The sequence below is a fragment of the Maribacter sp. C-4077 genome, assembly GCF_055378385.1.
The window spans coordinates 238,388-261,676 of the sequence record NZ_AP038807.1 but is presented as its reverse complement, the minus strand read 5'-3'; the positions used below and the strand labels follow the sequence as shown (position 1 = coordinate 261,676).

The 23,289-nt window shown below is 43.4% G+C and carries 23 protein-coding genes; 6 read left to right on the top strand and 17 right to left on the bottom strand.

Going from position 1 to position 23,289, the window contains the following annotated elements:
* Positions 1 to 27: 27 nt before the first annotated feature.
* From ACZ41C_RS01195 to ACZ41C_RS01180, 4 genes are all read right to left on the bottom strand, one after another.
* Positions 28 to 1,482 (bottom strand): NAD(P)/FAD-dependent oxidoreductase, encoded by a 1,455-nt coding sequence (locus ACZ41C_RS01195; protein WP_464563737.1) that lies wholly within the window; start codon positions 1,480 to 1,482, stop codon positions 28 to 30.
* Positions 1,483 to 1,597: 115 nt separating this feature from the next.
* Positions 1,598 to 2,635 carry a cytochrome d ubiquinol oxidase subunit II gene (gene cydB / locus ACZ41C_RS01190; RefSeq protein WP_464563735.1) on the bottom strand — a complete coding sequence of 346 codons (1,038 nt, stop codon included), beginning with the start codon at positions 2,633 to 2,635 and terminating at the stop codon, positions 1,598 to 1,600.
* Positions 2,636 to 2,645: 10 nt separating this feature from the next.
* Positions 2,646 to 4,001, bottom strand: a complete 1,356-nt coding sequence (locus ACZ41C_RS01185; protein WP_154918789.1) for a cytochrome ubiquinol oxidase subunit I — start codon at positions 3,999 to 4,001, stop codon at positions 2,646 to 2,648.
* 160 nt (positions 4,002 to 4,161) lie between these two features.
* Positions 4,162 to 4,827 carry a peroxiredoxin gene (locus ACZ41C_RS01180; protein ID WP_138258549.1) on the bottom strand — a complete coding sequence of 222 codons (666 nt, stop codon included), beginning with the start codon at positions 4,825 to 4,827 and terminating at the stop codon, positions 4,162 to 4,164.
* Positions 4,828 to 5,022: 195 nt separating this feature from the next.
* Between ACZ41C_RS01180 and ACZ41C_RS01175 the strand changes: the two genes are divergently transcribed.
* Both ACZ41C_RS01175 and ACZ41C_RS01170 read left to right on the top strand, forming a co-directional pair.
* Positions 5,023 to 5,400, top strand: coding sequence for a hypothetical protein (locus ACZ41C_RS01175; RefSeq protein ID WP_138258548.1), 378 nt, complete (start codon positions 5,023 to 5,025; stop codon positions 5,398 to 5,400).
* A gap of 76 nt (positions 5,401 to 5,476) precedes the next feature.
* The gene (locus tag ACZ41C_RS01170; protein WP_464563732.1) at positions 5,477 to 7,774 is read left to right on the top strand and encodes a TonB-dependent receptor domain-containing protein; all 2,298 of its coding nucleotides are present in this window, start codon (positions 5,477 to 5,479) and stop codon (positions 7,772 to 7,774) included.
* A gap of 58 nt (positions 7,775 to 7,832) precedes the next feature.
* Here the strand turns inward: ACZ41C_RS01170 and ACZ41C_RS01165 are convergent, their stop codons facing one another.
* On the bottom strand, positions 7,833 to 8,429 hold the full coding sequence (locus ACZ41C_RS01165) for a class I SAM-dependent methyltransferase (protein ID WP_464563730.1): 597 nt from the start codon (positions 8,427 to 8,429) through the stop codon (positions 7,833 to 7,835).
* A gap of 7 nt (positions 8,430 to 8,436) precedes the next feature.
* Positions 8,437 to 8,964 (bottom strand): DsrE family protein, encoded by a 528-nt coding sequence (locus tag ACZ41C_RS01160; protein ID WP_464563728.1) that lies wholly within the window; start codon positions 8,962 to 8,964, stop codon positions 8,437 to 8,439.
* 186 nt (positions 8,965 to 9,150) lie between these two features.
* Between ACZ41C_RS01160 and ACZ41C_RS01155 the strand changes: the two genes are divergently transcribed.
* Complete coding sequence (locus ACZ41C_RS01155; protein ID WP_464563726.1) at positions 9,151 to 10,203, top strand: c-type cytochrome; 1,053 nt, start codon at positions 9,151 to 9,153, stop codon at positions 10,201 to 10,203.
* A gap of 6 nt (positions 10,204 to 10,209) precedes the next feature.
* Positions 10,210 to 11,547: an OprD family outer membrane porin gene (locus ACZ41C_RS01150; RefSeq protein WP_464563724.1), complete on the top strand. Its 1,338-nt coding sequence runs from the start codon at positions 10,210 to 10,212 to the stop codon at positions 11,545 to 11,547.
* A gap of 72 nt (positions 11,548 to 11,619) precedes the next feature.
* Here ACZ41C_RS01150 and ACZ41C_RS01145 read toward each other — a convergent pair whose 3' ends face one another.
* Positions 11,620 to 12,927: an NAD(P)/FAD-dependent oxidoreductase gene (locus ACZ41C_RS01145; RefSeq protein WP_464563722.1), complete on the bottom strand. Its 1,308-nt coding sequence runs from the start codon at positions 12,925 to 12,927 to the stop codon at positions 11,620 to 11,622.
* Positions 12,928 to 13,084: 157 nt separating this feature from the next.
* Positions 13,085 to 13,288, bottom strand: coding sequence for a YgaP family membrane protein (locus ACZ41C_RS01140; RefSeq protein ID WP_464563720.1), 204 nt, complete (start codon positions 13,286 to 13,288; stop codon positions 13,085 to 13,087).
* A gap of 202 nt (positions 13,289 to 13,490) precedes the next feature.
* Here ACZ41C_RS01140 and ACZ41C_RS01135 point away from each other — a divergent pair, with 202 nt between their 5' ends.
* Both ACZ41C_RS01135 and ACZ41C_RS01130 read left to right on the top strand, forming a co-directional pair.
* Entirely contained in the window at positions 13,491 to 14,372 is an 882-nt protein-coding gene (locus ACZ41C_RS01135; protein ID WP_464563718.1) for a sterol desaturase family protein, read from the top strand.
* Between the two features lie 157 nt (positions 14,373 to 14,529).
* Positions 14,530 to 15,381, top strand: coding sequence for a universal stress protein (locus tag ACZ41C_RS01130; protein WP_464563716.1), 852 nt, complete (start codon positions 14,530 to 14,532; stop codon positions 15,379 to 15,381).
* 152 nt (positions 15,382 to 15,533) lie between these two features.
* On the opposite strand, the gene ACZ41C_RS01125 is transcribed toward ACZ41C_RS01130, so the two are convergent.
* The 9 genes from ACZ41C_RS01125 to ACZ41C_RS01085 all read right to left on the bottom strand — a co-directional run bounded on the left by ACZ41C_RS01125 (position 15,534) and on the right by ACZ41C_RS01085 (position 23,284).
* Positions 15,534 to 16,538: a c-type heme family protein gene (locus tag ACZ41C_RS01125; RefSeq protein ID WP_464563714.1), complete on the bottom strand. Its 1,005-nt coding sequence runs from the start codon at positions 16,536 to 16,538 to the stop codon at positions 15,534 to 15,536.
* 137 nt (positions 16,539 to 16,675) lie between these two features.
* Entirely contained in the window at positions 16,676 to 16,942 is a 267-nt protein-coding gene (locus ACZ41C_RS01120; RefSeq protein WP_138258537.1) for a heavy-metal-associated domain-containing protein, read from the bottom strand.
* Between the two features lie 19 nt (positions 16,943 to 16,961).
* Positions 16,962 to 17,309 carry a rhodanese-like domain-containing protein gene (locus ACZ41C_RS01115; RefSeq protein WP_464563711.1) on the bottom strand — a complete coding sequence of 116 codons (348 nt, stop codon included), beginning with the start codon at positions 17,307 to 17,309 and terminating at the stop codon, positions 16,962 to 16,964.
* A gap of 335 nt (positions 17,310 to 17,644) precedes the next feature.
* Positions 17,645 to 19,054, bottom strand: a complete 1,410-nt coding sequence (locus ACZ41C_RS01110) for an MBL fold metallo-hydrolase (protein WP_464563709.1) — start codon at positions 19,052 to 19,054, stop codon at positions 17,645 to 17,647.
* Between the two features lie 264 nt (positions 19,055 to 19,318).
* Positions 19,319 to 20,734 (bottom strand): MBL fold metallo-hydrolase, encoded by a 1,416-nt coding sequence (locus tag ACZ41C_RS01105; protein WP_464563707.1) that lies wholly within the window; start codon positions 20,732 to 20,734, stop codon positions 19,319 to 19,321.
* A gap of 129 nt (positions 20,735 to 20,863) precedes the next feature.
* Positions 20,864 to 21,676 (bottom strand): sulfite exporter TauE/SafE family protein, encoded by an 813-nt coding sequence (locus tag ACZ41C_RS01100; RefSeq protein ID WP_464563705.1) that lies wholly within the window; start codon positions 21,674 to 21,676, stop codon positions 20,864 to 20,866.
* Positions 21,677 to 21,748: 72 nt separating this feature from the next.
* On the bottom strand, positions 21,749 to 22,381 hold the full coding sequence (locus ACZ41C_RS01095) for a Crp/Fnr family transcriptional regulator (protein WP_138258532.1): 633 nt from the start codon (positions 22,379 to 22,381) through the stop codon (positions 21,749 to 21,751).
* Positions 22,382 to 22,389: 8 nt separating this feature from the next.
* The gene (locus ACZ41C_RS01090; RefSeq protein WP_272637513.1) at positions 22,390 to 22,779 is read right to left on the bottom strand and encodes a DUF983 domain-containing protein; all 390 of its coding nucleotides are present in this window, start codon (positions 22,777 to 22,779) and stop codon (positions 22,390 to 22,392) included.
* Between the two features lie 145 nt (positions 22,780 to 22,924).
* Positions 22,925 to 23,284 carry a DUF2200 domain-containing protein gene (locus ACZ41C_RS01085; protein ID WP_138258530.1) on the bottom strand — a complete coding sequence of 120 codons (360 nt, stop codon included), beginning with the start codon at positions 23,282 to 23,284 and terminating at the stop codon, positions 22,925 to 22,927.
* Positions 23,285 to 23,289: the final 5 nt, after the last annotated feature.

The following is a 23,289-nucleotide window of genomic DNA, read 5'->3' as shown; positions in this document are numbered from 1 at the left end:
ATCAAGGATTGGATTGAAAAGTTATCGTTATTCCGGAATGAGCCACCAAAACGGCTTCATTTTGGCTTTATAAAGAAATGCGTAATGTAGTGCCAATTTTAGCCAATGGCCGGCCAAACCAATTTCCCCAAAGGTTTTTTTAAGTTGTCTTCCCTGGGTATCCGGGTACTTTTTGTAGTCCGGCACAATGGGATAGGTGGTTATGCTTATGCCACTGCCTTGGGTCATTCCGTATCCAGCGGACGCGATACAGGCCGCTCCCATATTCCCGAGCGAACCTTTATGGTGGAGTTCCTTTTTGCCCTTAATGGTATCGATAATATTGTCCGCTACCAACTTGGCCGTAATTCCGGATGGCATTCCGGTTCTTGGTGGTGCAGGTGAAATGGCGGTTCCGTTTTTGCTTATTCTGGGTCTTGAAATGGCATGGGGTGGTGCAAAAGCGATGCCCGGTGCGAATATATTGGCGTAGGACGGGTTTTGATAGGTTTCCGGCCAATCCTGAACGCTCCATTCCTCATAGGGTTTTGGTGTATAATCGGCATCCACGATCATAAAACCATTGAAAAGTTTTCCGGTTATATCATTTTGATTTTTGTCATACGCCTTGAATCCGTGTCCGGAAAAGGCCGGTATGAGCATGGCAAAGTCATAGGTTTCTGATTTGAACTCCCCTTCCAGGTTTTCGTAATGCGCCACACCGTCCTCTATTTTGTTCACTCCGGCCCCTAAAATCCATTGGATGCCCCGGTCCTCAAAGACCATTTCAACCATTTCACTGGATTTCATGATATTGCTGCCATAGCTCAGGAGCATTCCGTCCATGCCAAAGTCCCCTAGTTTGGGTTCGTTGGAGATCCAGACTATGTCTGCCTTATCCCTGACCTTGTGTCGCCTTAGTTCCTGTTCCACATTGAGGATGTACTCAAATGCCGCACCTTGACAGGTCGATTTTGCATGGCCCGTACCAATGAGAATCTTCGTTTTTACACCCCGTTTCATTTGCTGTATTAGGTTGTGGAGCGCATTCCAGGCATGTTCCGCATGGGAATAGGTACATACGGAATATGCTTTGTTGGTTCCAGGGTTGAGCCCTTCCGTCATTTCAAAGGCAAGTTTGGGACCGGTCGCATTGATGAGGTAGTCATAGGTGACCTTTTCAGTAGTTCCCTTTTGTTCCCCGGCCACATATTCTACCGATACAAAAGGTTTGTCGGTCTCCAAATCCCCTTCCGGAAAAAAGGTCATGACCTTTGCCTGCTTGTAACCGATGCCTTTTTTCTTATAAAGGGGCTCCAGCGGAAAGAGGATTTCCTTTGATCGCATCCTTCCAATGCCCACCCAAATATTGGAGGGAATCCATTGGTAATTGCTGTTGGGCGATACTACGACAACCTCATGTTCTTTGGGCAGTTTTCTTCGTAGGTGGGTCGCCGCAACATGGCCGGCGATACCGGCACCTAATATGACTATTTTGGACATAATCTTAATTTTACATTAAATGTAAAACCAAGTCGGTTTGCCCACAGTTACCAATGTTACACAAAAAAAAGAGCACCAAAGTTGGTGCTCCTAAAAAACAGCCATTGCTCATACCTCAATAACTGGTATCGTCCAATTTTACCTTTCCGTGGAAGGTTTTGTATAAAAATAAAAAGTATCCCGCCAATAGTGGCGCTCCGATCAAAACGATGGTCAGCATAATGCCCAATGATTTTTGGGACGAGGCCGCATTGTAAATGGTTACACTGTATTCAGGATCTATGGTAGAGGGCAGGAGTACCGGATAGAGCTGGAATGCCACCAACATCAACAAAAACGCCATGATCAATGATGAAAACACTAGTGCATGCGCATATCTTTTTTTGGAGACCAATCTTGGAACGTTGGCAACGGCCAAAAAAGCCAAAACGGGGAGAAGGAAAAAGATTGGTTGTTCCTTGAATTTATCGGTTACTCCATGAAGGAATGTTAGGGTATACAAAGAGGTAATGGCAAAGCTAATGATAAAGAATACCATACCCTTTTTCAGAAGGTAGGATAGCCTGTCGTGCAGCTTGCCTTCGGTCTTTAACAACAAGAAAATCGCCCCTTGGGTCATAAAAATGGATAAGGTAGTGAGGCCCGTCATTAGCGCATAGGGATTTAAAAAGGTAAAAAAGATACCGCCCCTGTATTCAAAATTTGCATGAAGTTCAAAGCCTTGGAGAATGTTTCCAAGAACAACGCCCAAAAGAAAACCTATAAGCGTATTGGATACAAAATAGACGATATCCCAAGTATTTCGCCACCAGGTCATTTCTTCCGAACTTCTAAATTTTATGGCGGCCGAACGTAAAACGAGCAGCATCAAGAACAACATGAACGGTATATACATGGCCGAAAGCATGGTAGCATACATGACCGGAAAGCCCGCGAAGAGGGCACCTCCACCTATAATCAACCAGACTTGGTTTGCGTCCCACAGCGGACCAATGGCGTTTATGGCGATGCGCCTGCTCAAGTCCTTTCTAAAAAAGAGATGCCAAGCACCTGCACCGTAATCAAAGCCTTCCAAAATCGCATAGCCGGAAAACAAAAGCCCAACGACCAAGTACCATAAAGTGGGGTAATCAATTCCTAGAAATGTTTCCATCATGTCGGGTTTATGTGTATTTCAAAAATTCATCTGGGTTTTTGGCCTCTTCATAGGGCCCGTGTTTTATTTTCTTGTTCAAGGAGTACAAAAACAATAAAAATAGGATGGCATAAACGACTAGAAATAAAATCAGCGAGAAAAGAATTTGATTTGCCGATACTTCCTGTGAAAAGGCCTCACTGGTTTTTAAGTGGCCATAGACCACCCAAGGTTGCCTTCCCATTTCCGCGGCAAACCAGCCCACCTGATTGGCTATCTGCGGTAGCAAGACCGAAAACATAAAAATGCGCAACAACCATTTTTTCTCGAACAAAGTACCCCGCCACCACAAAAAGCTTGCATAAAGGGTCAACAAGATCAAAAACATTCCAATGGAGACCATGATATGGTAAAACTGAAATACCGCATTAACCTGTGTAGGTATTTCGTCCTTGGGAAAGGCGTTCAAACCCTTTATGGGCGCCTCAAAATCCTGATGTACCAAATAGGACAATCCACCAGGGATTCCCATACCGGTAACTTTTTGGGATTCGTTGTCCACCCAACCAAATAGATAGAGATCCGCTGCTTCGGATGCATTATAGTGACCTTCCATTGCGGCCAATTTAGCGGGCTGGTTTTTGGCGACGCCATCAGCAGAACTATGACCGGAGACCAATTGCATCAATGATACGATCGTTGCTATCGCCAAGGAAATCTTGAATGCCTTTTTGGAAATCTCAATATACCTTCCCTTTAAAAGGTAATAGGCATGTACGCTCAAGACCATAAAAGCACCAGCCAAAAAGGCACCCTGCCAAACATGGATTATTCTATCCATACTCGACGGATTGAAAACCATGGCCCAAAAATCCGTTACCTCGGCCCGTGCGTTCAGACCTTCGCCCACAATGTGATATCCGGCAGGGGTCTGTTGCCAACTATTGGCCACCACGATCCAAATGGCGGAAAACATGGAACCCAAAAAAACACCGATCGTGGAAATGAAGTGCACTTTTGGCGAAACGCGGTTCCAGCCAAAAATCAAGATACCCAAAAAGGTACTTTCCAGACCAAAGGCAAAGAGCCCTTCGGCGGCCAGCGCGCTTCCAAAAATATCACCTACATATTTGGAGTACACGGACCAATTGGTACCGAATTCAAACTCCATAATGATACCTGTGGCCACGCCAATACCAAAGGTTATGGCAAATATTTTCAACCAAAACCTAGTTAGGACCTCATATTGTTTGTTGCCAGTTTTTAGGTACAGTCCTTCCAAAACCACCATTATCAAGCCTATTCCTATGCTCAAGGGTGGATAGATGTAATGAAAGGCTACTGTGAAAGCGAATTGAATTCTGGCGAGAATCTCTACATCCATGATGATAGCTTTGATATAAAATTACAATTGGGATATATTTTGTTCTGTAATATGGGTTACAAATTGGAAAATTTAACATTTAGTTCATTCTCAAAATGAAGCCCAAAAAAAATCGGCCAATTTAAACAGGCTCTCTTAAATCGACCGATGGTAATGAGGATTAAATGCTTTTTTTGGCTAAATACCAATCCACTTTTTCCAAGGAATCGTCATTAATGCGTTCATTCAGCTCATCCAAGGTTTTTGGAGGTCCAACGATGACCTTATCACCTTTTTTCCAATCCAAGGGCATGGCCACTTTATGCTTATCAGAAGTCTGTAGTGCTTCCAAGGCCCTAAGGATTTCGTCCATATTCCTACCAACATTTAAGGGGTAATACATTATTAACCGTATTTTTTTACTTGGGTCAATAAAGAATACGGCACGTACGGCTGCGGTTTCACTTTCATTGGGTTGGAGCATTCCATACAGTTTGGACACTTTCATATCCAAGTCGGCAATAATCGGAAAATCAAAATAGACACCTGTGTTTACCCGTACATTTTGCACCCAGCCTAAGTGCGCGTGAATGCTATCGATACTTAAACCCAAGAGTTCTGTATCAAGGGCATCGAATTCTCCCTTTCTAGTGGCAAAACCGCTCATTTCAGTAGTACAAACGGGTGTAAAATCCGCTGGATGGGAGAACATCACCACCCATTTGTCTTTGGCGAAATCAGAAAATTTGATTTTACCTTTTGTTGTTATAGCTGTAAAATCGGGTGCTTGGTCCCCAATTCTTGGCATGGGATTCACATTTTCAGAATTGACATTTTCAGTACTCATAATAGATATTTATTATTGTTAATTTAATTTTTGATAAATTTATATTATCGATTTTCATTCCGAAGTAACCTGGGTTACATAGCTGTCTTTTTAACATTTTTTGAACTTTTTTCCCTTTTTTATCCATTTTTATTTTTCTTCCCTTTTGTGACAAAAGTCACTTTGTAAAACTATTTGTCGATTTACTTTTGCCGGATGCAACTAAAATCCTTGGGTATAACTTGCCTGTTTTTGGCCATTACCGTTGCCAGTAGCCTAAAAATTGCGGGCACATTGGGATATTATGCGCTTTTTACGGAAGACTTTATAGAACGTTATTGCGAAAACAAGGAAAGACCGGAGTTGCAATGCGATGGTAAATGCGCCCTTTCCAAAATGTTGGCACAGAAGAAGCAGGAGGAAAGGGAACCCATCAATTTGGATTGGTTGAAAACGGAAACGATACTCTTTTTGGAAAACGTATCGTCCGTGGGCTTTGAAACTTTTCCAATTGTAAGAACGAACAAGTTTCGTCACATCAATTTATACCGGTTCAGGTACATCCAGCATATAGTTATACCTCCCTGGAAATAGATTTTTTCCATTTCCGCTTACCGGAGTTTCCAAGACTCACGGTACTTCTTCTATGTATAATTATTAAAGCTTAAAAATGAATCTAAAGTTTTTTGGGTTGCTAGCGGCGTTGCTACTGGCAAACCTACTCAATGCACAAAATTTTAAAGGCCAGGTAGTATCTGAAAACAACAACGAAGCACTATCGGGTGCCCGTATACAAATAAAGGGCGGCAGCTCCACGTACACGGATGCTTACGGCACGTTCAGAATTCAGGTGGACCCAGAGGGAGAGACCCTTGTAATATCATTTATGGGATATGGGACCAAAGAAATTGAGGTAAGGCCCTCCAACGAGATTATGCGGATTGCCCTAAAAGAGGCACCCATCCAGATTCAGGGTGTCCTGGTTACGGGGCAGCTTCAGAACGATCCCGTTCTTACCATGGAAACGAATGACTATGTGAGGAAAATTGTACAACCGCGAAATGTGGCCGACCTTTTTTCCGATGTCAATGGGTTCTCCTTGATAAAACGTGGCAACTATGCCATCGATCCCAGTTTTAGGGCTGCCCAATATGAACAGCTGAACGTTCAGTTCGATGGGGGAACCAAGGTAATGCATGCCTGTCCCAATAGAATGGACCCCATTACGACCCACGTAAATCCTGAGGAAATAGAAAAGATAGAAATCATCAAGGGACCTTACACCGTGCGCTATGGAGCTACTTTTGGAGGTGTGGTGAACATGGTGACCCAAAAACCATCGGCCATGGACTATGGTCTTAGCGGACAAATAAACGCAGGTTATGAGAGCAACGGGGGCTCCATGGTTTCATCGGCTCAAATTCAACAGGCTACTTCAAAATATGATATTGGCGGAACCATAGGGTATAGGGATTTTGGCAATTATCAGGACGGCGATGGCACGGAAATTCCCTCCTCCTTCAGGAGTCTGGAATATGGGGTAAGGGCCGGATATAATTTTAGCGAGGACCAAAGGTTGCAGGCCAATTGGAGACAATCCTATGGTAGGGATGTTTTGCATGCAGGTCTGCCCATGGATACGGACGAGGATAATAGTAGTATGTTTTCCCTGGATTATAAATTGACGGGACGTAGCGGATTGCTCAAAGAGGTCACTGCAAAGGCTTACTACAGCTATGTGGACCATATCATGTCCAATACCAAAAGGCCTTCGTTCATGATGACCGAAGCCATTTCTGAAATAGACGCGACCACATCTGGTGGAAAACTGGAGTTCAAGCTGGTTCCCAATGCAAAGCTTTCACTCTATACAGGTTTGGACCTCTTGCATATTGCCCGTGACGGTGCCCGTACCCGTTTGGTAAAAAGGAACATGATGGGGCCCTTGCCAACGCCCGTGCAATTTGTGGATAAGGTATGGCAGGATTCCTACATAAACGACCTTGGCCTATTTGCTGAAAGCAAGTATTCCCTTACCCACAATACGATTTGGACAGCCGGTGTTCGGTATGACAACGTACGCTCGGAAATCAAGGACCCGGAGGGCGATTTCGCGGCCTTATATCCAAATTTGGACAAGCGCACCGAACACAATATCAGCGCTACCACCTCATTGAAATATGCACCTTCCACAGAATTTATCATGGAGGTCGCCTATGGCCGGGGGGTGCGTTCCGCCAATATGATAGAACGTGTCATCAATCATTTTACGGTGGGGCAGGATCCTTTCGAATATATAGGCAATCCTAATTTGGATGCCGAAGTGAACAACCAGTTCGAACTTGGGTTTAAAGGTAGGCTACCACTTTCTGAAGAAAGCTTGGGTGCTTTTAGCTATAGCACTTCTTTTTACTATTCATTGTATGAAAATTACATTGTTCCGGTCATAGATGAAACCTTGACCCGAAAGTTCATGCCGGGCAACGAACCTCTGAATCCCAAAGTCTTCCGCAATTTGGACGAGGCCTATAAAACAGGATTTGAGGCTATGGTGGGCTTTGACTTTTGGGACCATTTCAATTTTACGACAGAATTGGCCTATGTGTACGCAAAAAATAAGGACTTGAACGAATCCTTGCCACTGGTTCCTCCCTTGAATACACGATTCAGGTTGGGTTATGAGGTGGATAGGTTTTGGACCAATGTGAACTATACCATAACGTCCAGACAGGATGATATCGCCCCTTCCTTTGGGGAACGGAGTACTCCCGGTTACGAGGTTTTGGATATTCGTTTGGGCATAATCCCTGTTACGAATGTGTCCTTGGGCGTGGCGGTGTTAAACGTATTTGATGCCACCTACAACAACCACTTAAATTTCGCCTTCAATAATCAGGCAGGTTTTACCAATGTGCCCATCAATGATCCAGGAAGGAATTTTTCCGCTTTTTTGCAGTATAAGTTTTAGAATTATAAAGGGACATTTTAAATAAGAATAAGGAATACGGAAAAAGGGAACTAATGATTTAGTTCCCTTTTTCACCTACAAATCGAATTATAGAGGCTTCGCCCACATGGTAAAGTCCTTCTTTTAGTTCCATGGTCAGTGCTTCAAGATAAGAAAAACGTATTCCTCTAAATTCTTTTTTGACTTCGGCAACGGAGAACAGCATATCCAAATTTTTGGGACCTCCGGATGGTTTGCCCAACTGTGATTTTGAAAAGGCCTCAAAAATGATCTTGCCACCCGGCCTTAAAAATGAAAGTAGGTGTTGATGAGCTTGATGCCGAATATCTGTCGGAAAATGTACATAGCTAAACCCAAGCACATCAAACTGCTTTTCCGTGCGATACTCCAGAACATCACATACTTGGTAATCTAGGTCAAATCCGGACGGATGTATTAAATCGAGGGCCTTATCCTTGGCGTATTCGCTGTAGTCGAAACAATGTACCTGCCAACCTTTTTGAAGGGCGTACAGGGCATTCCTGCCCTCGCCTTCGGCGGGGAGCAAAATGGATGCAGGTTGCAATAGATCCAGTTCTTGCTTAAAAAACTGGTTTGGCTCCGTTCCGTAGGCGAACGTTTCCTCGGAATATCGCCGGTTCCAAAAATCCTTCATCAAAAAACTAGGGCATCAAGGCATAGCCTTGCAATTGATAATTGGCCAAAACGGTCATTGCGGATAGGGCCAATTCCGTATTTGGGTTGAGGTCTTCCGCCCTGATATTCCGGGCAGCCGTGGCCTGTGCGCAGACAAATAATTCAACGCCATATTCCTTCAATAGCTGCAATAGTTCCGTATTCGGGTTGACCTTGCTATACATTTCCTGGTGTTTGGCATCGGTCAATGTGGCAAAGGTGGCGGCCCCATGTATGGCCGCTACAATATGTACCTTATCTGAAGGAATACCGGCCGACCCCAACATGTTAATGACCCTGGCTATTTTCCAAAGCCCCTTGTTCACGCCATCCATTTCAGAATCGCTGGTAATATCGAATACCAATTTGTACTCCAAGGAAGCATCGGGCTGTACGGCCACATCCTTGAAATTTTTGATCTTACCATAGCTCTTAATAATTGGGGTTTCCCATTCCTGGCCCAAGGAGACTCCAATACATAAGAGGGCGGTCAAAAGAATTAATACTGATTTCATATAGTTTGTTTCTAGTTTTTGGAATTGGATCGATTTGCTTTTAAAGGGACCGATATTTACTTCTCTTCCGTTTGTAAATTTCTCGATAAGTTTACGAAAATATCGTTTCATTTTGGGTTTATTTGTAACAATTGTTACTGTATTTTCTAAGGTTACCAATTATTTTCGTTGGTCTTTTAAAGGGTTGTGCATAAGGTTATGGAGCATTTTGGATATTTGGTAAGACGTCTTTTTTGGCTCTTTGTCACCGTACTTTCCTTGATTACCGTGCTTTTTATCACATTGCTTACCTATAGACCAGAAACTACCATCCCTAGCAAAACCGTATCCCTTACTGTCTCTAATTCGGAATGGCAGCCCAAAAATGTATTGGCCGCTTTGGAGGACGGAAGTACGCCCCAAAGGGTTAAAGTCGGATTTCTTTTGGTATCCGAATCTCCCGAAAATATTGGCCCACAGGCCCCGGACCCAAACAAGCGATACGCCGGTAACAATCTTTCCTGCACCAATTGCCATCTGCAATTTGGAACCCAAGCAGGTTCGGGGTCTTGGGTGGGCGTAGCGAATCGTTTTCCACAATTTGGCGGTAGGGCGAATGCTGTGGGCGATCTACAAGATCGCATCAATGGATGTATGGAGCGTAGTATGAACGGAAAAAAATTACCAAAAGATTCCCAGGAAATCTTGGCCATTGTGGCCTACATGGAGTGGTTGGGGGAGGATTTGCCCCAAGAACGGGAGAATGAGTTCAAGGGTTTTCCAAAAATTAAAATTCCGGAAGTACGGGTCGATTTGGAGAAGGGTAAATCCGTGTACGATAGGGAGTGTCTCGTATGTCATGGAGCCGACGGGCAGGGAATCAAAAAAACCGATACTTCCAAAGGCTATCTCTATCCGCCGCTGTGGGGTCCGGATAGCTTTAACAACGGTGCTGGTATGCATCGGGTAATCACGGCTGCGGAATTTATCAAGAGCAACATGCCCTTTGGGTTGGCCACTTACAAAAATCCGAAGCTTACCGATGAAGAGGCCTACCACGTCGCAGGTTATATCAATAGTTTTGTCCGACCGGTAAAGGCGAACACGGAGGCCGATTATCCGGATAAGAAACTAAAACCCGTGTCCACTTCTTACGGTCCCTGGGCGGACAATTTTTCCCAGGAACAGCATCACTTTGGTCCCTTTCAGCCCATCATGGAATACTATAAAGAGAATTACAATATTGAAAAGGTGAAATAAGGGCCCATGCGAAAAATCGTCATTTTACTCATACTGCCCCTCTTTCTCCATTCTCAAGATACGTCCAGGCCTTTTGTGCAGGGACAGCTTTCCGGACAGTGGCGAAATTATTTTATGCATACCGCGAACAAAGCCGACTTAAAGGATTTTAGGGCCTTGGCCACAGGTGGTCATTTAAAATACCGGTTGAATGTAGGCAACAACTTTACAGTGGGCGCCGCCTTGTATAATTCAACCAACCTGGGACTTCAGGATTTGACCGTTCCGGATGGGATTACGGGAAGGTTGAGTAGGTACGAGGAGGGACAGTTCGACCGCTTGGACCTTGAAAACGATGCGATATTTCTACTGGGAGAGTTGTACCTGGAATATCGGATAAAAAAGCACCACTTCACTTTAGGGCGTATGAAAATCAATACGCCCATGATAAACCCGCAAGATGGCAGGATGATACCTACCTTGGTGCAGGGGTTTTGGCATACCTACAAACCAAATCCGGGTAATACCTTTCAAATTGGCATTCTCAATGCCCTTGCGCCAAGATCTACCGGAGGTTTTTTTAGAATCGGGGAAAGCATAGGGACCTATCCCGTGGGAAGGTCCATATTTGGTACGGAAAGCCGCTATGCGGGGAATACGGAATCGGACTATATTATTTTATTCAATTCCGATGTAAAACTCACGGAAAACCTACAATTGGGTGTTTGGAATTATTATGTGGACAATGTCTTTAATACCGTTTACGTAAAGCCCCGATACAAATTGAACGAAGCGTGGGCCCTAGAAGCCGAGTGGCTGCATCAAAACAGATTGGGAGATGGTGGAAATGCGTTGGAAGAATTGCAATATTTTGCCCAGCGGTCCTCGGATATTTTAGGGCTCCAATGGGGGTATACTCATTATAAAACCAATATTTCATTGGGCTATGATTATATATTGCCCGGCGGACAGTTTTTGTTTCCGCGCGAGTGGGGCAGGGAAGACCTGTTCAGTTTCCAGAAACGGGAACGCAGCGAGGGCACATCCGACAATCATGCCCTTGTATTGACGTATGATACTACCTTTCCTGTCCTCAAAAATGATCTGGATATTAGGTCGATTGTGAGCTTGGGCAGGCACTGGAAGCCATCCGTTATCGATGCCGAAAGGAACAAATACGCCATGCCGGATTACACCCATATCAACTTGGACCTTTTTTTTAATATAAAGGGGTTAACCAATTTAAAACCAGAACTTCTGGTTACCGGTAAATTCGGGAACGGGGATATTCCCAACAACCCGAACTTTTTCTTCAATAAGGTGGATATGCTCCACGTGGATTTTATCCTCAACTACAATTTTTAGAAGGATTCGACTAAATAAAAAAGATGAGGTTTTTGGCCTCATCTTTTTCTTAATATTGAGGGAATTTATTTATTAAACGTCCTGTCCCTTCATCATTTTGTTCCAATACAAATAGGGTAGTCCGTATTTTTTTAACATCCAAAGTCTCCAATGTTCTTTGGAAGAATCTGAGATGAACATTTGCTTTAGCTTGGGATCGGGGGTAAAATTGTTGTGGTAATCGAATTCGGCCAAGACCATTTTTCCATAGTCGGTGACCAATGGACATGAGGAATAACCGTTGTAGGCCTTGGAGCCCATGGACTGTGTTTTCATCAATTTGTCAATGTTGTCCACCACGATGGGAACCTGTTTGCGGATTGCCGCACCTGTTTTTGCCGTTGGCAAAGCGGCCACATCGCCCAATCCAAAAATATTGGGATAGGTATTGTGCTGCAAGGTTTTATGGTCCACATCCAACCAGCCTGCCTCGTTCACCAAAATGGAATCCTTCACGAACTTTGGCGCCACCGAAGGGGGTGCCGTATGGAGCATATCATAATGGATACCGTAGCGGTTACCATCAACGGTTACCTTTACGTCCTTGTAGTTGTATTGGAAGGAGTCGTCCAGAAGTCGGTCATCGTCCTCACCGGCCATCACTACGCAACCACCTGCGGTTATATCCTTGCCCAGTTCGTACCATGCAATTTTTTTATCGGCATCCACGGCCACCAACTTGTGGTAAAAGCGCAGGTTGATATCCTTTCTGTCCACAACTTCCATTAACGTTTTGGCCACTTCCTTTACCCCAAAAATGACCGTTCCACTGGTTGCAAAAACGACATTGGTTTTGTCCCTTACGCCACTTTTTCTAAAATGGCTTTCGGCGAGATACATGATTTTTTGGGGAGCTCCACCGCATTTTATCGGGGTGGTGGGCTGGGTAAATAGGGCGGTGCCGCCCTTAAAGTTTTTGATTACGTCCCAAGTATGGTTGGGGTCCGTATAATTGCTGCACACCACGCCTTTGTCCATGGCCTCTCCTAGACCGGGAACCAAGCTATAATCGTAGGCCAAACCGGGCACGACCACCAAATAGTCATAGGATATGTCTCCGCTAGCGGCCGTTTGAACGATGTTATTTTCAGGGTCAAACCCGGTCGCCTTGTCTTTAATCCAGGTAGCTTCCTTGGGCATAACGGATGACATGGGCCGTGCCGTCTTATCAAAATCATAGGCACCTGCGCCCACCAAGGTCCACGCGGGTTGGTAGTAATGGGTGTCCGATGGTTCAATGACCGCTACGTCCTTGGCTTTCTTTTGCTTTATCAGTTGCGACGCCACCATGATGCCGGCAGTACCCCCTCCAATAACAAGAATTTGATGATGTGAGCTCATTTATTGTAAATTTTTATTCAACCTGTTAAATATATAGGGTATTTTTTACGAATTGTGTAACAAAGGTTACAGAGCCTTGAATTTATATGATAGCGGTCATAAAAAAGACCGATTCCTTCGTTAGAAATCGGTCTTTACAAAATGATTAAAATGATAATTACTTTGTTTTGCAGGTACTGATGCCAAAGAGCGTATACAGTGGACAAAAACTGACGAGACTCGTCAACACAAAAATGGCGGCCAAGGCCATCAATACATAGGCCAAGGTTCCCCCGATGACATTAAAATAGTACAGGGCAAACACTGCCAACGCAATAATAATTCGGACGGTTTTATCCGCACTTCCCATATTTTTTTTCATGATTAAAAGTTTAATTGGTTCCTATTGTTTTAAAATCCCAACCAACTGTTCAAGTCGGTGGTGTTTCCGTTATATTTTGGTTGTTAATACGTTACGATGCAAAATTGACTCTAATATAGTGATATTATCGGTCAAGTTTTGTAACCAAAGTTACCAAACCTTACGGAGCAAGAAATTATCTTTGACCTCATAAATTTGGACTATGGAATATCTAAAAGCTTTTTACGATGCTTTTTTGGGAACCCTCAACTGGACCTGGAAATCCATCCTATTTGAGGTTCCTTGGTATACGAATTATTTTTGGGGACTCATCGTGATTTCTTTACTTGTTTGGGCATTGGAAATAGTCTTTCCTTGGCGAAAGAATCAGGGTATTTTCAGAAAGGATTTTTGGCTGGACGCCTTCTATATGTTTTTCAACTTTTTCCTTTTTGCGATTGTCATCAGCGGGGTATATAAAGTTCTTCAGTTGTTCTTTGAAGAAATGGGCATTACTGCCAAGAGTTTGGCCCTAATAGATTTTACCGCATGGCCTTCTTGGGCGCAATTGTTCGTTTTTTTCCTGATTTTGGATTTTGTTCAATGGTTTACCCATATACTTTTGCACAGATATGAGGTACTATGGAATTTTCACAAGGTACACCACAGCGTTAAGGAAATGGGCTTTGCGGCACATTTGCGCTATCACTGGATGGAAAACATCCTATACAAGCCTCTAAAAACCTTTGGTGTAATGCTATTGGGCGGTTTTGAGCCGGAACAGGCCTATATTGTCCACTTTTTCGCCATTGCTATCGGGCACTTGAATCATTCCAATATCAAGATTACCTGGGGACCCTTGAAATACCTTTTGAACAATCCGGTGATGCATCTTTACCATCATGCCTACAACCTGCCCTCGGATAAGCGATATGGCGTAAATTTCGGCATCAGTTTAAGTCTTTGGGATTATATTTTCAAAACCGATTATGTTCCAGAAGATAGTGGTACCGTGGAACTTGGCTTTGCTGGTGAGGAGTCCCTACCAAAAGACTTTTTTGGGCAATTGTTTTATGGATTTCGCTGGAAGAAAAAGGTAGGGTAAGTCCTTGTTAACGAAGGTTATAAAGCTCCAGTCACGTAAGTTTTAATGATTATGAAATAGTTCTACTAACTTTCCCAATCAAGGATGCGTACATGACAATTGTCAGGTTTTATTATTATTTAATTAAGTAGTTTGTGGCTAAATAAAAATGTCAAGTATGAGAAATGTTATTTTGCCCACCGATTTTTCACCCAATGCCCAAAAGGCAATTGCCTACGCCCAAAATCTTTTTAAGGGGAACACCACAACGTTTTATTTGGTAAATGTCATGGATGGGGCCGTCCCCTATAGTACAACTGGCATAGGTACCAAAAGGATGGCAGAGACCATCAATAAATCACTGTTGGAGCAGTCCAATGAAGGTTTGGAGACCACCATGGCCGATCTTAAGGCACAGGGCATAGCAGAGGAACACACTTTCGTGCCATGTTCCCTAAAGGGCTCTTTTTTTAATACTATTGAAAAGTTTATTGAGGAAAAGGACATTCATTATGTAATCATGGGTACCAAAGGGGCCTCCGGTCTTAAAGAGATGACCTTGGGAAGCAATACCAGTAGCCTTTTGGGAAAAGTACTGGCGGCGGTCCTTGCCGTACCAGAGAATTATACTTTTCAGAACATCGATGAATTGGTCTTTGCTACCGATTACGAGGTTGACTATTCCGAAAAGGGACTTGCACCCTTGCTGGATCTTAGGAGGGATCATAATGCACGCATTGCAGTGCTGTTCTTGGATGAGCAACGAAAAGGGTTGAGCGGCACCCAAATTACGGCCAAGTCCTATCTACAGACTCTTTTAAAAGAAGAAAACAGTGATTATTTTGAACTGGACGGGGTAGGTGTCGCTATGGGTGCCCGGTTGTTCACTAAGAGCCGTAGGGCAGATCTTCTTTGCCTTGTAGCCAAAAAACATGATAAATTGTTGGATTTATTTAGGAAATCTGAAACCAAGGGAATGGTAAACCATGCAGATGTTCCTATTTTGGTTTTGAACCAAGCTAATTTTTAATTGTTCACTGCCATGTTTTATTAGGAAGGGCAGACTGGACCGGGACTTTTGTAGCCGAGGAAATAGAGAATAAGGTAATGAGTTAAAAGTTAAAGGTATATTTTTCCCAAGTCAAAGATTTTTCATCCTTTCACCTTTGAACCCCGCCGTTCTTAAGGCTCTTCCTTCTGAAAAGTAATACTCCAAATCCCCCTTACCTCATTGGTGGAATATCCCGTAGCGGCATCCTCAGGGTAGCGTTCGTTTAATATGGAGACCACTTCTGAAGGTATATCCTTAGATGAATTCCCATGACATTTCAGGCACATATCGTTGGTGACAATAGGCGCGTAGAAGTGTGTTTCATCGCCGTTTTCCATTACTATGGGCTCATAAACTTCATTTGCCCTAATTTTATCCTTGAAAAAGGCAATGTGCTCCATTTCTTGGGCATTGGCCTTGTTTCTAGGATTTCTGGTCTTGTCCGAAACTCTTTTGATTTTGGCGTTATGTACGATCGCCATGCTATCCGTTAATGGATAGGCCCTTTCATTGCAAAACTTCAATGCCGCGACCGAACCTTCCTTTTGCATTTTTCCCATGAGGTTCTTGCCCAATACCTTTTGGGTACTTTGGGCAATCTCCAAGCCTATTTGTTTTGCCGATTTTTGAGGGGCGTCCGCCTCCTTTAGCACTTTTCCCTGCTGCTCAAAGTTTCCGGAACCGTGTCCTTGTTCCCAGTGCTCCTTAAACCAGCTGGGTTCCTCAATTTTATAGTCAAACAGATACTCCGATATAATTCTGATATCCTCCTCCGAATAGGGTTGATATGGCATTACCCCGAATCTTTTTAGGGCACCTTTCATCTTTCCTTTTTCCAGGCTGGGTTTTTCCACAAAGTTCCAAATGGCATCCACAAATTCTTCCTTGGTGGGGCTGTCCATGAGGTATCTAGCCTTAATGGCGACCATGGGCGGGGCGATCTGTGCATCCTCGCTGGCATCGGGACCATGACATACATAGCATTTGGCTTCCATAAGTTCCTTGCCCCATAAAACATCTTGTTGGTTAAATGCTGGCTTTTCTATTGCTACCTCGGAAATCGATTTATCAGTATTCCCTGAATTCTTACAGCTTGCCAAATATAGAAGCGAGATTATGAATAGGATTTTTTTCATCGGATTGATTTTTTGAATTAAATAGGCTTGCACCGGCTTCCTAGGTATTTGTGGGAAGACTAAAAATATCCCTTCTTTGATATGGATTACTGGTCATTCCAATTGCAACATCGGCATCAAAATACCATTTTAAAGCGCTATTTCATTTTACCTGTAGCACAGCTAACATAGGACTTGAATTGTGCCATCTTTGAATTTTCCATATCCACCGACGGATATCCAATTTTCCGAAGCTTTTCCTTAACCAGTATGGCATCGTCCAAATCCTGGTATTCAAAGGAAACGGAGGAAGTTTCTACGTCCACAGAAACATTGGAAACCGAATCCAATTCAGATACTTTACTGATGATCGTTTTTGCACAGCCCCCACATTTAAGGTTCTGCACCACTAATGTAGCCTTCATACCAGTACTTTTATTATGTTCAGTTCCAGGAATTATAGCCTCCCCGTAGATCGTAAATTTCGTTAAAACCCATAGCTACCAGTTTCTTGGCCGCCTTTTGGCTTCTAGCGCCGGATCTGCAGTAAACATATACAGGCTTATTTTTATCCAATTTCTCAAAAGCCGTCCTGAAGTTCGAGGCATTGAAAAAATCGATGTTAAGGGCCTTTTTTATGTGTCCGCCGTTATATTCAGAAGGGGTCCTTACATCCACCAACTGTACTTTTGGGTCGCTGATGGCAGTGGCATATGCGTTTTTATCCAAAATGACGATGTTTCCCGTATCGGTAGTGTTCTTGGAACCAAATAGTGCGCTTAGAAATGACATTTGTTACGAATTTTAAAGTGAGAATTTTTAAAAGGAGACAGACTTTCTGGCCTGCCTCCTTTAAACAACCAACCAATTAAAAACAATCGGATCAATACCTATCCCTAAATATCGATCGGATTTTTGTTACTACAGTCGTATTACTATAGTACCCTAAAGGTATAATGTAATCCGGGCACCCACAGTAACTATAGTTACACAAGGAAAAAAAATCGAAAAATTTAGGAATACCGGCCTTTGAGGTAAAAAAAAGACCCACAAAAATCATGAAATGAATCTTTCCGTGGGTCTCTAACTAACTAAAGGTTCTTTGAAGGTATTTGATTTACATTAATTTACAAAGTAGATGGGCAAACATATTCGGAAACCGGTATTCCGGCTTCATTGATGGCTTTAAAACCGCCCTTTACATCGATCAAGTTATGGATGCCCCTACTTTTTAAGATGCTGGCGGCAATCATGCTCCTGTAACCTCCGGCACAATGAACATAAAATGTATCGTTATCCGGAAATTCGGCCAAGTAATCGTTCAAATAATCCAAGGGCGTGTTATGTGCTTCCAATACATGTTCGGAAAGATATTCGCTGTTCTTTCGGACATCGAAAACAGGAATATTTTCCTTTTCCATCTGCGATTTTAATTCCGAAGCATCGACCTGACTAACCGTATCATATTCCATGGAGGCCTTTTTCCAAGCCTCAAACCCGCCTTCCAAATAACCAAGGGTATTGTCAAAACCTACTCTGGATAATCTGGTAACGGCTTCTTCTTCCAAACCTTTTGGTGCCACCAATAGAATGGGTTGTTGTACATCTGCGATCAAGGCTCCCACCCATGGGGCGAAGCTACCATCAAGCCCTATGAATATGGATCGTGGGATATGTCCTTTGGCAAAGTCGGCCGCATTGCGAACATCCAATACAATGGCTCCAGTTTCATTGGCTGCCGCTTCAAAGGCTTTTGGGGACAGGGCCCTGGTTCCTCTTTCAAGAATCTGGTCGATATCCTCGTATCCTTCCTTGTTCATTTTTACGTTTAAGGGGAAATATTGTGGCGGAGGCAATAATCCGTCCGTAACTTCATCGATAAATTCCTCCTTGGTCATGTCCGCACGAAGGGCATAGTTCATTTTTTTCTGATTTCCCAAGGTATCCACGGTTTCCTTCATCATGTTCTTTCCACATGCGGAACCTGCACCGTGGGCGGGATATACAATTACATCATCGGCGAGTGGCATTATTTTCTGTCTGAGACTTTCGTACAAAAATCCGGCGAGGTCCTTTTCCGTCAATACGCCCATTTTTTGGGCAAGGTCCGGTCTGCCAACATCTCCCAAGAACAGGGTGTCACCACTAAATATGGCATAATCCTTTCCATCTTTGTCCTTCAGTAGGTAGGTGGTACTTTCCATGGTATGCCCGGGAGTGTGAAGTACTTTTATGGTTACCTCTCCCAGTTTGAATTCTTGGTTGTCCTCTGCAATGATGGCTTCAAAATTGGGATTGGCATTGGGGCCGTATATGATAGGTGCCCCGGTCTCCTTGGCCAAGGTTACATGTCCGCTAACGAAATCGGCATGAAAATGAGTCTCAAAAATATACTTGATTTTTGCATCATCCAATTTCGCCCTATTGAGATACGGTTTTACCTCCCGTAGCGGGTCGATAATAGCCACCTCTCCTTTACTTTCTATATAATAAGCTCCTTGGGCAAGGCAACCTGTATAAATCTGTTCAACTTTCATCTGTTTATTTTTATTGTTTTTATTAGGTCAGATGCAATTCGCCAATAACCATTTACTCACGAAGCTTGTCTATTTTCAAAAAAGGTGTTCGTGAACCTTTGGTTTCAATAGGTATCAAGACTTGTTATGGCTCATTTCATGGGTACACAGTTTTTAATTGAAGACAAAATTACTAATTGTAATTTACTAAATAGGTAACAAAGGTTACATTTGCCGCAAACAAAAAGCCCCTATAAAAGGGGCTTTGTCATGGTTCTCAATGAATTATAACATGGTGGACGGACATACGTATTCCGACTTTGGAAGTGCCGTTTTGGCAAGGTCGGCGAAGCCTCCCTCTACATCCGCAAAATCCTGCCATCCCCGTTGTTTCAGTATGGATGCGGCAATCATACTTCTATAACCGCCCGCACAGTGTAGCACAAATGTGCTGTTCTTGGGAAATTCCGCCAAATGTTGGTTTATCTCATTTAAAGGTATGTTCACCGCACCGATCAAATGCTCCGAATCAAATTCGCTCTTTTTGCGAACATCGATTATCAAAGGTCTTTCATCTTTCATGGCTTTTTCCAGTTCCGTGGCCGAAATGCGGTTGACCATCTCAAATTCCTTACCGGATTCTTTCCAGGCCTCAAAGCCACCTTTCAGGAAGCCCACGGTGTTGTCATAGCCCACCCTGGATAAGCGCGTAATGGCCTCTTCCTCTTTTCCATCGTAGGTCACCAACAGAATTTCCTGTTTGATATCCGGAATCATTTCGCCCACCCATTGGGCAAAACTTCCTTCCAGACCAATGTTGATGCTGTTAGGGATAAAACCCTTCGCAAAATCGGCCGCATCCCTCGTGTCCAAAACCAGGGCCCCGGTTTCATTGGCCACGGCCTCAAAGGCTTGGGGCGAGTAAGGGGTTGTGGCCCTGTCCATTATATTATCCAAACTTTCGTAGCCCTTGATGTTCATCAATACGTTCTTTGGGAAATAGCCCGGTGGTGTGGTAAGTCCGGTTAGCAATTCCTTTATGAACTCCTCCTTGGTCATATCGGCTCGGAGGGCGTAGTTTACTTTTTTTTGGTTCCCTAGGGTATCCGTGGTTTCCTTGCTCATCATTTTACCACATGCGGAACCGGCTCCATGGTTGGGATACACGATTAGGCCATCGCTCAAGGGCATGATCTTGTTTCGAAGGGAATCGAACAAATGCCCCGCCAATTTTTCCTCGGTCAGTTCGGATACTACGTGCTGGGCCAAATCGGGTCTTCCCACATCGCCAATAAACAAGGTATCGCCCGTAATAATACCGTGTTCGTTTCCTTTTTCATCGATAAGTAAATAGGTGGTACTTTCCATGGTATGGCCCGGGGTATGGATAACCTTTACCTTGTAATCGCCTACTTCAAAAATTTGCCCGTCGGCGGCGGTAATGGCTTCGTAGGCAGGTTTTGCCCCCGGTCCAAATACGATCTTGGCATTGGCTTTTTTCTGAAGGTCCAAGTGACCGCTTACAAAGTCTGCATGGAAATGGGTCTCAAAGACATATTTGATTTTGGCATTGTCCTTTTTTGCCCTATCGAGATATGGTTGAACTTCCCGCAAGGGGTCAAATACGGCGGCTTCACCTTTACTTTCAATATAGTAGGCGGCATGCGCCAAACATCCTGTATAGATCTGTTCTACTTTCATAATTGCTGATATTTAATGGTTTACTTTTTAAAAGTAGGGATTCCCAAAAAAGGATACAGTGACTTTTGTTACATAAGCCGAAAAATTGTCGGGGTAGGGAAAATGCAGTAAAACTTGAAAAATGCGCGTCTAGGAAAGGGTGAAGAACTCCATGTAAAAAATGAATACGGCCATCACCAGAATAAAATATCCGAAGCCTTTCTTCAGCTTATTACCGTCGATAAAGTTGCCCATATAACTTCCTATAAAGATTCCCAAAAAGGAAAGACCTGTAAAAATGAGAAGGAAAAACCAGTTGATTTCCATGGTCAACGCATCCCCCAAAAAGAAACCCATTAAGGATTTTACCGCAATAATGATCAAGGAGGTTCCCACGGCGACCTTCATTTCTACATTGGCCAAGATAACGAGCGCTGGAATGATCAGAAAACCGCCCCCGGCCCCAATTAGGCCAGTGATACCACCAACCAACAAGCCTTCTGCCAAAATGAGGGGGTAATTGTATTTTACAACGCCAGTCACTTTCTTTGGGGCTTCCTTTTTTGTTTTTAACATGGAATATGCAGCAGGAATCATTAGGATTGCAAACAACCCGAACATACCCATGCGACGTGTAAACTGAAAATCACCTATTTCAAACAAAACATCCGGTAAAATGGGGACGAGATAGTGCCTTACCAAGGTTACCCCTATAATAGCGGGTATACCAAAAACAATCGCCGTTCGCCAGTCCACATATCCTTTTAGATGTTGTTTCCAACCGCCTACCAGGGCACTTGCCCCGACAATAAAAAGGGAGTAGGCCGTGGCCACTTTTTCATTTACGGAAAATAGGTAGGCCAGTACGGGTACGGCCAAAATGGAACCTCCACCGCCAATGAGACCTAGGGATATTCCAATGATTAACGCGCTGATGTAACCAAATATGTGTAGCACTTCCATGTAACATTTACAATTACAGGTGCGAAGCTATAGCACCTACAGAAGCCTTGCAGTAACTTTGGTTACAAAGGATTACAAATCCAAAATTTTAATGTAGTTGCGATGCAGCTCAATGGAGCCCATCTGTTCCAGTTTTTTTAGCAATCTGGAAATCACCACCCTGGAGCTATGCAGTTCGTAGGCTATTTCTTGATGGGTGTTGTTGATGATGTCCCCCTTGTTGATTCTAGCTTTTTCCTTGAGATAACTGATCAAGCGGGCATCCATTTTATCGAATGCGATACTGTCTAAGGTACTCAACAATTCGTTCAGCCTTTCGTGATAGCTGTTGAACACAAAATTTCGCCAGCTCTTGTATTTTACGGTCCATTCCTCCATTTTTTGCATGGGCACCATAATAAGCTTGCTATCGGTTTCCGTAATGGCCCTGATTTCACTTTTGGAATCTCCCATACAGCAGGCCAAGGTCATGGAGCAGGTGTCCCCTTTTTCCAAATAATACAACAGAAGCTCGTCCCCATCATTGTCCTCCCTTAGGATTTTGATGGCTCCTGAAATCAAGAGTGGCATTCCCTTGATGTAATCACCAATTTCAATGAGTTTGTATCCTTCGGGGACTTCTTTAAAGGTACCTACCTGTACGATTTCATTAATGAGATCCTTTTCAAAAATCGACCCATAACTTTCTGTAAGTTCCTGTATCATTGATGAGATTATTTAACCTTATCGGCAATTTCCTTATTATAGTTGAAGAAAAAATTTGCCCAGATCGACTTTGACACGGCCGCAATCCAGGGCATGGTCAGGACCAAAACGGTCACTATGGCCCCAAATATTCCCAAAATACTCAGGTCAAGACCCAAGAGCAACGTTAGAACATATACCGCAACGGCAACCGCTACGCCTACGGCATAGGAAACATACATACTGCCATAATAAAAACTGGGCTCTATGCTGTACTTAAGATTGCACTTAGGACAATGCTCCTTCACTTTATTGAAGTTGCTCAATTTATAGGGGTTCGCCTCTAGAAAAGCCCCTTCATGACATCTAGGACATTTTAAAAATAGAATACTATAGATTTTGGAACCTTTGCCGAACATACCGTGTATTTTACTGCAAAAATAAACTATATAAACCGTTATCTGGGTAACTTTTGTTACAGAGGTTTCGGCCGGATATTTAAAATTCGACCCCATTCTCTATGGAAAACTATGAATCTAAAACGGTTCACGCATCCCAATATCCCTATTTCCTCAAAATCTTGTCCATGGCTTTACCCTTGGCGAGTTCATCCACCAATTTATCCAGATAGCGTACTTTTTGCAACAGTTTGTCCTCAATTTCCTCCACGCGGTATCCACATATGACACCTGTGATTTTGGAAACATTGGGATTTAGTTTGGGAGCCTCGTCAAAAAAGGTCTCAAAATTTGTTTTGTTCTCAATAATATTGGCCAAGGCTTCCCTATCATAACCTGTTAGCCAGAAAATTATAGTGTCCACATCCTCTTTTGTTCTCCCTTTTTTTTCGGCCTTGGCAATATAATGGGGATATACGCCTGCGAAGGACATGGTGTAGATACGGTGTTTTCTCGGTTCGGACATAGGAA

What these genes read in the sequence shown, in the direction of transcription:
- ACZ41C_RS01195 (WP_464563737.1), bottom strand. Translation starts at nt 1,482, where the DNA reads ATGTCCAAAATAGTCATATTAGGTGCCGGTATCGCCGGCCATGTTGCG.
- cydB (WP_464563735.1), bottom strand. Translation starts at nt 2,635, where the DNA reads ATGGAAACATTTCTAGGAATTGATTACCCCACTTTATGGTACTTGGTC.
- ACZ41C_RS01185 (WP_154918789.1), bottom strand. Translation starts at nt 4,001, where the DNA reads ATGGATGTAGAGATTCTCGCCAGAATTCAATTCGCTTTCACAGTAGCC.
- ACZ41C_RS01180 (WP_138258549.1), bottom strand. Translation starts at nt 4,827, where the DNA reads ATGAGTACTGAAAATGTCAATTCTGAAAATGTGAATCCCATGCCAAGA.
- ACZ41C_RS01175 (WP_138258548.1), top strand. Translation starts at nt 5,023, where the DNA reads ATGCAACTAAAATCCTTGGGTATAACTTGCCTGTTTTTGGCCATTACC.
- ACZ41C_RS01170 (WP_464563732.1), top strand. Translation starts at nt 5,477, where the DNA reads ATGAATCTAAAGTTTTTTGGGTTGCTAGCGGCGTTGCTACTGGCAAAC.
- ACZ41C_RS01165 (WP_464563730.1), bottom strand. Translation starts at nt 8,429, where the DNA reads ATGAAGGATTTTTGGAACCGGCGATATTCCGAGGAAACGTTCGCCTAC.
- ACZ41C_RS01160 (WP_464563728.1), bottom strand. Translation starts at nt 8,964, where the DNA reads ATGAAATCAGTATTAATTCTTTTGACCGCCCTCTTATGTATTGGAGTC.
- ACZ41C_RS01150 (WP_464563724.1), top strand. Translation starts at nt 10,210, where the DNA reads ATGCGAAAAATCGTCATTTTACTCATACTGCCCCTCTTTCTCCATTCT.
- ACZ41C_RS01145 (WP_464563722.1), bottom strand. Translation starts at nt 12,927, where the DNA reads ATGAGCTCACATCATCAAATTCTTGTTATTGGAGGGGGTACTGCCGGC.
- ACZ41C_RS01140 (WP_464563720.1), bottom strand. Translation starts at nt 13,288, where the DNA reads ATGAAAAAAAATATGGGAAGTGCGGATAAAACCGTCCGAATTATTATT.
- ACZ41C_RS01135 (WP_464563718.1), top strand. Translation starts at nt 13,491, where the DNA reads ATGGAATATCTAAAAGCTTTTTACGATGCTTTTTTGGGAACCCTCAAC.
- ACZ41C_RS01130 (WP_464563716.1), top strand. Translation starts at nt 14,530, where the DNA reads ATGAGAAATGTTATTTTGCCCACCGATTTTTCACCCAATGCCCAAAAG.
- ACZ41C_RS01125 (WP_464563714.1), bottom strand. Translation starts at nt 16,538, where the DNA reads ATGAAAAAAATCCTATTCATAATCTCGCTTCTATATTTGGCAAGCTGT.
- ACZ41C_RS01120 (WP_138258537.1), bottom strand. Translation starts at nt 16,942, where the DNA reads ATGAAGGCTACATTAGTGGTGCAGAACCTTAAATGTGGGGGCTGTGCA.
- ACZ41C_RS01115 (WP_464563711.1), bottom strand. Translation starts at nt 17,309, where the DNA reads ATGTCATTTCTAAGCGCACTATTTGGTTCCAAGAACACTACCGATACG.
- ACZ41C_RS01110 (WP_464563709.1), bottom strand. Translation starts at nt 19,054, where the DNA reads ATGAAAGTTGAACAGATTTATACAGGTTGCCTTGCCCAAGGAGCTTAT.
- ACZ41C_RS01105 (WP_464563707.1), bottom strand. Translation starts at nt 20,734, where the DNA reads ATGAAAGTAGAACAGATCTATACAGGATGTTTGGCGCATGCCGCCTAC.
- ACZ41C_RS01100 (WP_464563705.1), bottom strand. Translation starts at nt 21,676, where the DNA reads ATGGAAGTGCTACACATATTTGGTTACATCAGCGCGTTAATCATTGGA.
- ACZ41C_RS01095 (WP_138258532.1), bottom strand. Translation starts at nt 22,381, where the DNA reads ATGATACAGGAACTTACAGAAAGTTATGGGTCGATTTTTGAAAAGGAT.
- ACZ41C_RS01090 (WP_272637513.1), bottom strand. Translation starts at nt 22,779, where the DNA reads ATGTTCGGCAAAGGTTCCAAAATCTATAGTATTCTATTTTTAAAATGT.
- ACZ41C_RS01085 (WP_138258530.1), bottom strand. Translation starts at nt 23,284, where the DNA reads ATGTCCGAACCGAGAAAACACCGTATCTACACCATGTCCTTCGCAGGC.